Origin of the sequence: Gelidibacter sp. (assembly GCF_039916245.1) — a bacterium.
Taxonomy (GTDB): domain Bacteria; phylum Bacteroidota; class Bacteroidia; order Flavobacteriales; family Flavobacteriaceae; genus Gelidibacter.
The window spans coordinates 1-8,521 of record NZ_JBDSLS010000263.1 but is presented as its reverse complement, the minus strand read 5'-3'; the positions used below and the strand labels follow the sequence as shown (position 1 = coordinate 8,521).

The 8,521-nt window shown below is 37.1% G+C and carries 8 protein-coding genes and 2 pseudogenes; 3 read left to right on the top strand and 7 right to left on the bottom strand.

Annotation, left to right across the window (positions count from 1 at the left end):
* Positions 1 to 122: pseudogene (locus tag ABIQ28_RS13660) on the bottom strand (low molecular weight phosphotyrosine protein phosphatase); the annotation flags it as partial.
* A 195-nt stretch (positions 123 to 317) separates the two neighbouring features.
* The gene (dnaA, locus tag ABIQ28_RS13655; RefSeq protein WP_348038238.1) at positions 318 to 1,745 is read right to left on the bottom strand and encodes a chromosomal replication initiator protein DnaA; all 1,428 of its coding nucleotides are present in this window, start codon (positions 1,743 to 1,745) and stop codon (positions 318 to 320) included.
* A gap of 192 nt (positions 1,746 to 1,937) precedes the next feature.
* Between dnaA and ABIQ28_RS13650 the strand changes: the two genes are divergently transcribed.
* Positions 1,938 to 2,378 (top strand): thioesterase family protein, encoded by a 441-nt coding sequence (locus ABIQ28_RS13650; RefSeq protein WP_348038236.1) that lies wholly within the window; start codon positions 1,938 to 1,940, stop codon positions 2,376 to 2,378.
* On the opposite strand, the gene ABIQ28_RS13645 is transcribed toward ABIQ28_RS13650, so the two are convergent.
* The 3 genes from ABIQ28_RS13645 to ribD are packed head-to-tail and all read right to left on the bottom strand — an operon-like array spanning position 2,345 to position 4,675.
* On the bottom strand, positions 2,345 to 2,965 hold the full coding sequence (locus ABIQ28_RS13645; RefSeq protein ID WP_348038234.1) for a YigZ family protein: 621 nt from the start codon (positions 2,963 to 2,965) through the stop codon (positions 2,345 to 2,347). The genes ABIQ28_RS13650 and ABIQ28_RS13645 overlap by 34 nt on opposite strands.
* Before the next feature lie 59 nt (positions 2,966 to 3,024).
* Positions 3,025 to 3,636, bottom strand: coding sequence for an HAD family phosphatase (locus ABIQ28_RS13640; protein WP_348038232.1), 612 nt, complete (start codon positions 3,634 to 3,636; stop codon positions 3,025 to 3,027).
* On the bottom strand, positions 3,629 to 4,675 hold the full coding sequence (ribD, locus tag ABIQ28_RS13635; protein WP_348038231.1) for a bifunctional diaminohydroxyphosphoribosylaminopyrimidine deaminase/5-amino-6-(5-phosphoribosylamino)uracil reductase RibD: 1,047 nt from the start codon (positions 4,673 to 4,675) through the stop codon (positions 3,629 to 3,631). The genes ABIQ28_RS13640 and ribD overlap by 8 nt, the downstream gene beginning before the upstream one ends.
* A 35-nt stretch (positions 4,676 to 4,710) precedes the next feature.
* Here ribD and ABIQ28_RS13630 point away from each other — a divergent pair, with 35 nt between their 5' ends.
* Together ABIQ28_RS13630 and prmC are read left to right on the top strand one after the other, a co-directional pair.
* Positions 4,711 to 5,202, top strand: a complete 492-nt coding sequence (locus tag ABIQ28_RS13630; protein WP_348038230.1) for a GNAT family N-acetyltransferase — start codon at positions 4,711 to 4,713, stop codon at positions 5,200 to 5,202.
* A 179-nt stretch (positions 5,203 to 5,381) separates the two neighbouring features.
* Positions 5,382 to 6,077: pseudogene (prmC, locus tag ABIQ28_RS13625) on the top strand (peptide chain release factor N(5)-glutamine methyltransferase); the annotation flags it as partial.
* Between the two features lie 30 nt (positions 6,078 to 6,107).
* On the opposite strand, the gene ABIQ28_RS13620 reads toward prmC, so the two are convergent.
* Positions 6,108 to 6,833, bottom strand: a complete 726-nt coding sequence (locus tag ABIQ28_RS13620) for a copper homeostasis protein CutC (protein WP_348038229.1) — start codon at positions 6,831 to 6,833, stop codon at positions 6,108 to 6,110.
* Positions 6,834 to 7,006: 173 nt separating this feature from the next.
* Positions 7,007 to 8,521: family 20 glycosylhydrolase (locus ABIQ28_RS13615; RefSeq protein WP_348038227.1), on the bottom strand; the 1,515-nt coding region annotated here is incomplete at its 5' end.

Genomic DNA, 8,521 nt, shown 5'->3' with positions numbered 1-8,521 from the left:
TAGTTTCCTGTACCAGCAGAGTCGACTTCAAATTTATCAGCAGGCAATTTAGATTCAAGAATGCCGTGTGCCAATGGGGATCGGCAGATATTCCCCAAACAAACCATTAATATTCTTGTCATGATGTATTTTTATTTTTGTGTTGTTGACTAATAGCTGCATTAGCTTGAAGCTAGAAGCATGAAGATCGAAGCGAGGTTCTTCGGTGTCAAAGTTTGATGTTCAAAATCCATTAAATTGGTTGGACATTTGAAAGCTATTAATAATCTATCACTTTTGAAGCTAACTTCAGAAGTGATAGATTATCAATGGTATAATTAAAGGGCTAATTTTTTGGAGATATCCTCAACATACTTTCTGAACTGTTTGTCAGTAGAGGAGAGGTTGTCAACTGTTTTACAAGCATGAAGAACGGTGGCGTGATCGCGTTTCCCAATTTGAGAGCCGATGCTCGCTAAGGATGCTTTAGTGTACTTTTTGGCGAAAAACATCGCTAATTGTCTTGCTTGTACAATATGCCTTTTTCTTGTTTTTGATTGTAAGGTATCCACATCCATTTGGAAGTAGTCGGAAACTACCTTTTGGATATAGTCGATCGAAACTTCACGTTTAGTATTTTTGACAAACTTTTCAACAATTTCTTTAGCAAGGCTAATGGTGATTTCTTTTTTGTTGAAAGAGGATTGAGCGATTAAGGAAATAATCGCGCCTTCAAGTTCTCTAACGTTCGTTTTGATGTATTTAGCAACATACTCAATAATATCATCTGGCATTTCAACACCATCACGATATAATTTGTTCTTTAAAATTGAGACCCGTGTTTCAAAATCTGGACTTTGCAGCTCTGCAGAAAGACCCCATTTAAATCGGGATAATAAACGTTGTTCAATGTCCTGCATGTCTACAGGTGCTTTGTCACTTGTTAAAATGACCTGTTTTCCGTTTTGATGTAGATGATTAAAAATATGGAAAAACACATCTTGTGTTCCTGTTTTACCAGATAAAAATTGAACGTCATCAATAATCAACACATCAATAATTTGGTAAAAATGAATGAAGTCATTTCTGTTATTCTTCTTTACCGAATCAATGTACTGTTGCGTGAATTTTTCAGCAGAAATGTAAAGAACCGTTTTTTCAGGGTATTTATCCTTAATGTCGATACCTATGGCATGTGCCAAATGGGTTTTACCAAGCCCGACCCCACCAAAAATCAATAACGGATTAAAGGATGTGCCGCCAGGTTTGTTGGCCACTGCCAATCCCGCATTTCTAGCCAAACGATTAGAGTCGCCTTCAAGGAAATTTTCAAAATTGTAATTTGGATTGAGTTGTGATTCAATTTTTACATTTCTGATTCCAGGAATGATAAATGGGTTTTTTAATTCCGGATTTTTATTCTTTAATGGAATATCAACATCTTGCGATTTTACAGGACTTCTATTTGAACTAGGAATTTTTTCAGTAAAAGGTTGTTTGTTACCATAAGTGTTTTCCATCTTAATGACATAGACCAATTTCGCGCGCTCTCCAAGTTCTTTATTTAAGGCTACTTTTAGTATTTTTACATAATGCTCCTCAAGCCATTCGTAAAAGAATTTACTTGGGACTTGGATGCTTAATGCGTTGTCAGTAAGTTTTACTGCTGTAATAGGTTCAAACCAAGTTTTGTATGCTTGGGGTTGGATGTTGTCTTTTATGAATGACAGACAATTATTCCAAACCGATTGCGCAGTTAATTCCATTTTAAAAATTAATTTTTTTGTTGTTAGTTAGATTTGCAAAAAAAAAGAGAAATTTGTGTTTTCTCTTGAATACTTTCAAGGACAAATATGTGAACAAAATTCTGAAAAAAAAAATCTAATGCTATTGAATATTCAGAATTAAATTCCCATGTTTAAAACGCGTTGAAAATACAAAAAATAAACCAAACAAAGATGTCAAAACCAATAATTACGGACGAAATTGAACTTAGAGTGAGATATGCTGAAACCGACCAAATGGGGATTGTGTATTACGGAAATTATGCCCAATATTTTGAAGTTGGCAGAGTGGAATGGTTGCGGAAATTTGGAATATCTTATAAAAGTATGGAGGAACAAGGGGTTTTGCTTCCGGTGGTTAGTTTGAATGTAAAGTTCAAAAAATCAGCGCGTTATGATGATGTTGTTAAGGTGAAAACCCAGTTGGTGAAAATGCCTTCTGCGACCATCGAATTTGATTATGAAATTACAAATGAAGCGGGGGAAATTTTAACTTTAGGAAATACTGTTTTAGTATTTATGGATGTCAGTAAGAATAGGCCTACAAGGTGCCCGAAATATCTTTTAGACAAACTGCAGGATTATTCGTTCAAAAATTTTAATTCCACACCATAAATCCCCTCAAAAGTCTCCACAACATTTTTTATATTTTTTAATCGGACTGAAATGTTGATAAGACAACTCAATTCTAAAGTTTGATTGATGATTTTCAGATCTTTTTCTTTGATGACACGCATGACTTTATTCATGTCCTTGTACTCAAACTTGAGTTGTATTTCTTGGTTTATCGTTTTTTCGACAATTTTTGACGCCTCTAATGCCATTTGCGCGGCAGTTTTGTAAGCGTTAATAAGTCCGCCAACCCCTAATTTTACACCGCCAAAATAGCGGACGATTACAATTAATATGTTGGTTACTTCAAAGGATTGAATTTGTCCGTAAATAGGCATTCCTGCACTATTGTTTGGCTCGCCATCGTCGTTGACTCTAAATTGGTATTGATTTTCCTGGATGCCTAATTGATAGGCGTAACACCAATGCCTTGCAGAATGGTGTTGTTTTCTTAAGGCTTCAATATGGATTTTGGCTTCATCTTCTGTTTTGACTGGGAATGTATAACCAAAAAACTTGCTGTTTTTGTCTTTAAATAAAACTTCAGCAGACGGTTTTGTTATGGTTTTGTAAGTGTCTTTTTCTGTCATATCAGGCAAAAGTTACAAAATGTATGAATAACGAATTAGTGAAGCTGAAATGAGATAGGTCAAAACAAATCACTTTTGGTTGAGAACAAAGACGTCACATCATCAATTTCTGGGTTGATATGCCACGTGTGAATACCTAAACTTGAAGCCGTAATAATGTTTTCTTCAGTATCATCAATGAATAAGGATTCCTCAGCTTTTATATTGTTTTCATTTAAAACGAATTCATAAATGTTCGCGTTCGGTTTTCTTAATTGGATTTCATGAGAGAGATAGAAGGCATCAAAATTCGCTTTAAATTCGTCATAGAAATCGACGTTTTCTTTGATCCAATTGATATGGAGCTCGTTGGTGTTACTCAATAAAATGAGTTTATACTTATGCTCTTCAGACAATTTTTGTAAATACTCTAATCTGTGATTTGGGAAGTCTTTTAAAATACTATTCCATGATTCTAAAAGCAAATCTTCATTAAGGTGTGGGAAGTTGTCCAGATAAAACTCTAGAAATTCTTCGGTATCAATAAGTCCTTGTTCATAAAGGGCATTAATCGCATGGATTTCATCAGAAAGTGCATCAATTTCGAATAATTTAAGGGCATTGTCCATCGCGCCCTTTTTATCGAGATTAATAAATACATCTCCAAAATCAAATATTAAATTTTTAATCATTCGTATATATTCTTAAAATGTCATCAATAATTTTTTCATCTGAAATCAAAGTCCCAGATATACGTGGGGCTTTCGTTCCGTCGTTGAAAGTTGTGGTTCCCGTAAAAATGCGGGCTTCATCCCAAAGATTTTCATCTATAAAAGTATGAAGGGTTTGACGTCCGCCTTCAATAATGATGGAGTTGATATCGTTGTTATAAAGAATTGTGCAAATTTGCTGAGCAATGTTTTGCTTTAAGCTCCAATCTAGAAACTCCGTTTTATGGTGCTTAGTGCTTCGAGACTCAACTTTCCCACTGATCAAAATAGTAGATGCCTTATTGTCAAAAATTTCAGCTTCGTCAGGTAAGCGCGAATTTTTATCCATAACAACGCGTATGGGGTTTTTTCCGGCCCAATCCCTTGCGGTTAAGCTCGGGTTGTCTTCAATTACCGTTTGAGTTCCCACAAGGATAGCTTGCTCTTCTGTTCGCCATTTATGCACCACTTGTCTGGAAAGCTCATTGGTAATCCAAACGGGTTTTTGTTCATTTCTTGTCTTTGGTGCAAGGAAACCATCGGCAGATTCTGCCCATTTTAAAATGATGTATGGACGTTTCTTGTTGTGCAAGGTAAAAAAGCGTTTGTGATGTGCTTTCACTTCACTCTCCAACACGCCTACAATCACTTCGCATCCTGAAGCTTTTAATATTTGAACACCTTTACCCGCAACTTTACTATGGGTGTCGATCGTTCCTATAACAACCTTCGGAATTTTAAATTTGTTGATGATGTCAGCGCAAGGCGGGGTTTTTCCGAAATGGGAGCAGGGTTCCAAGGTCACATAAAGCGTCGCCTCGTTTAATAAGGATTGGTCTTTTACGCTATGGATGGCATTGACTTCAGCATGAGCGCCTCCGTACGGACTTGTAAAGCCTTCGCCAATAATTATTTGATCATGAACAATAACACATCCAACCATCGGGTTTGGAGCTGTGGTTCCCAATCCATTTTTGGCAATTTCAATGCAGCGTTTAATATATTTTTCATGTATATTCATCCCGATAATTATCGAGACAAAAATAACATAATATCGTGAGCAAAAAAGATATCTTGATCAGAGAAATTGAAAAGGGAGATGATGTACAGGTGGCGAAGCTCATTCGTGCTGTATTGATTGAAATGGGAGTTCCTAAAGTGGGCACTGCTTATGCGGATCAATCTCTGGATATGATGACAGAAACTTATGCTAAGGAGCGTGCTGCCTATTTCGTCATTGAAGATCAAGGGGAAGTTGTTGGAGGAGCAGGAATTGCGCCCTTAGATAATTTTGAAGGTCATGTTTGTGAACTACAGAAAATGTATTTTCTACCCAAAGCCAGAGGAAAAGGTTTGGGCGCTCAAATGATGGAGGTGTGCTTACAAAAAGCCAAATCTTTTGGTTTTGAAAAATGCTATCTTGAAACTTTACCATATATGACGGATGCTGCAAAGCTTTATGCCAAATCTGGATTTGAGTATTTGGACGGTCCGTTGGGAGATACAGGACATTATTCTTGCGATGTTTGGATGATAAAAACATTATAATGCTATTAAAGACACTACGCGAAAATTTTTACACATCCTTAAAAGGAGAGTATCCAGATACTGAAATTCAATCATTTTTCAATTTGCTGGCAGAATATCTCTTGAAGATGAAACGTCTGGACGTTACTTTAAATCTCTTTGCGCCAATTTCGGGGAAGAAATTGTAGAAATTTGAAAATGCGACCAAACGGCTTAAGAATCATGAGCCCATTCAATATATTATCGGTGCCACCGAATTTTACGGATTGCCATTTAAGGTTTCAGAAAGTACACTTATACCAAGACCAGAAACCGAAGACTTAGTGCAATGGATTATTGACACAGCAAAAACAACAACAGACTCGTTATCGATTCTTGACATTGGAACTGGATCGGGGTGCATTGCGATCTCCTTAGCGGGAAATATTCCAAGCGCAAAAGTCTATGCCGTGGATGTCAGTAAAAAAGCGTTGACCATTGCTAAAATGAATTCAAAGCTGAATAAGGTTGACGTTCAGTTTTTTGAATTGGATATTTTAAACTGGAAAAATAATTATCCGGATTTAGCATTGGAAGATTTTAAATTTGACATCATTGTCTCCAATCCGCCATATGTTAGAGAACTGGAGAAAGCCCAAATGAGTGCGAATGTTTTACAACATGAACCTGGATTAGCGCTATACGTTGAGGATGATGCGCCGCTCATTTTTTATAAATCGATAACGGATTTTGCCGGTGAACATCTCAAGGATGAGGGGCACTTGTTTTTTGAAATCAACCAGTATTTAGGAGCTGAAATGCTTGATTTGTTGGATGAGGCCGATTTTTCAAATGTTCAGCTTAAAAAGGACTTCTTTGGAAATGACCGAATGGTTTCAGGAACTAAAAGATCTTAATGATCGATTTTTTAATTATTAGTTAAACGACTAATTCATGACAAGTTGGAGCATTGACTCTATGGTCTCGATATTTGATGCCATTTCCTGTCCATCATTTAAAAAATTGGGCGTATTCATTGGGAGAGCCGCCATGGCCTTAACTTGTGGCATAAGTACAGAAGAGCAATGCACTTCCTTAAATCCTGCACCTTTAAAAATTAAAATATTTTTCGGGTTGATACCAGATCCAGGTAGAATAGTGAGTTTGTCATCCGCTAGTTCTTTGAGTTGTTGAAGTATTAAAATTCCCTTTTCAGCGGAGGGCGCTTGTCCTGAAGTGAGAATGCGATCCACTTTCAGTTCCATCAATATATGTAAGGCCTCAAACGGATTTGGCGTCCAGTCAAAACCGCGATGGAACGTAAAAGCCATCGGTTTTGAAAGTTCTATGAGTTCTTTTGTGCGTTCGATGTCAATCGTATTATCTAAGTTTAAAATACCTGAAACAATGCCTTTACATCCCAATGCTTTACAAATTTGAATATCCTCTTTCATGATTTCAAAATCCTCATCAGAATAAGTGAAATTTCCACTTCTTGGCCGGATGAGCACGAAAACAGGAATCGTCAGGTTTTTTAAGGTCTGTTTTATCAAACCATAAGAAGGGGTAATGCCACCAACCGCTAATTCGGAGCACAATTCGATACGATGTGCTCCCGCATTTTGAGCGTTGATTGCGGATTGGTAATTGGAGGCGCAGATTTCTAGTGTCATAATACTTCCTTTCTTTTGGACTCCGCTCAATAAACTCCTGCAGGAATCTCTTTTTTAAAACCTTTTGTTCTTTGACTTTGAAGCTTCAGGATCGAAAGGTTTGTGTTAATTAATAATTATTTCATTTTAAATTTAAAGACCTGACAGGTTTCAAAAACCTGTCAGGTCTGGCTTTATTTAACTATTATTTCATCAATAAATGTCCAAGGTTTATGACCAGCGCCTGGTTTACCTTTAGGAATTAGATCCGAATTTGGGATTTTTAAATAAATATAGCGCGTGGTTTGATTGATTACTATTTTTACATTGGCATGCAAGACGACGGCGTCTGGAATTTCGGCTCTAGAGTTTATATCTTTTTTATCAAATGTAACTTCCATGGTTTTCGGCGCATAAATCCATTGCCAAGGTGCCTGATAAAATCGGGTTTCAATAGAATTCACGTCCATTTCTTCACCTAAATCAATGGTGATTTCTAAATCAACCCCATCAAACCCTAACCATTCCTTATCATTGATGCGAGTGTCGCTTCCTGAAATGCCGTTGATAAATCCTTGAATACCACTCCCTGCATAGGTTTTACTTGGTTGCACATTAACGCTGATTTTTTTTCCAAGTGCTTTATGGTAAATAATAGGTTGTGTAAATGTCGAACCCATTTGTTTTTCAGCGTTGAAAACAGCAGCTTTTATGATGAGGTTTTTGTTGATTGGAATGGCTTCGGAATAAATTGCTGAAGTTATTTTCGGTTCTGATCCATCGGTCGTGTAGCGAATCGTTTTGTTTTGGATGAAGGTTTTTAGCTCATAGCCCTTTGGGGTTGATTCGCCTTCTACTTCATTCAAATGATTGGCATAATTAATATCCAAAGCATCCAGGCGTTTATGAAAATGTTCCAATCGGGCGACAAAATCAGCATAGTTTTTACTTTCGGTTGGCGACCATACCACTTCGCTCATCGCAATCATTCTAGGAAATACCATATATTCCACTTGTTTTTCGTTGGGAATATATTCTGTCCATAAATTTCCTTGTGCGCCCAAAACGTATTTGGCTTCTTCTTCAGAAAGTTCTTCAGGAATCGGATTAAAACTATATACTTTTTCTAAAGATAAAAATCCGCCAATTGCTAAAGGTTCGTCGGTGTTATCGGATTGGTAATAATCAAAATAACAGTGAGATGTTGGCGTCATGATCACATTGTGATGTTGTTTTGCGGCTTCCACAGCGCCATCAATACCTCGCCACGACATGACTGTGGCGTTTGGGGCCAATCCGCCTTCCAATATTTCATCCCAACCTATAATCTGTCGGCCTTTGCTATTTAGATATTTTTCAATTCTTGTGATAAAATAATTCTGAAGTTCATGTTCATCTTTTAAACCTTCGTCTTTAATGCGTTGTTGACATTTGGCACATTTTTTCCAATGAGATTTAGGAGCTTCGTCGCCACCAATATGGATGTATTCACTTGGGAAAAGTTCTAGAACCTCGTCCAACACATTTTCTAAAAATGTGAAGGTTTCATCTTTTGAACAGTAGATATCATTAAAAACACCCCAGGTTTCGGCAACCTTAATTTGTTCGCCAGTGCAGCCTAATTCGGGATACGCTGAAATCGCAGCTTGTGCATGTCCGGGCATTTCAATTTCAGGGATTATGGTCACATGGCGCGTTTGGGCGTAAGC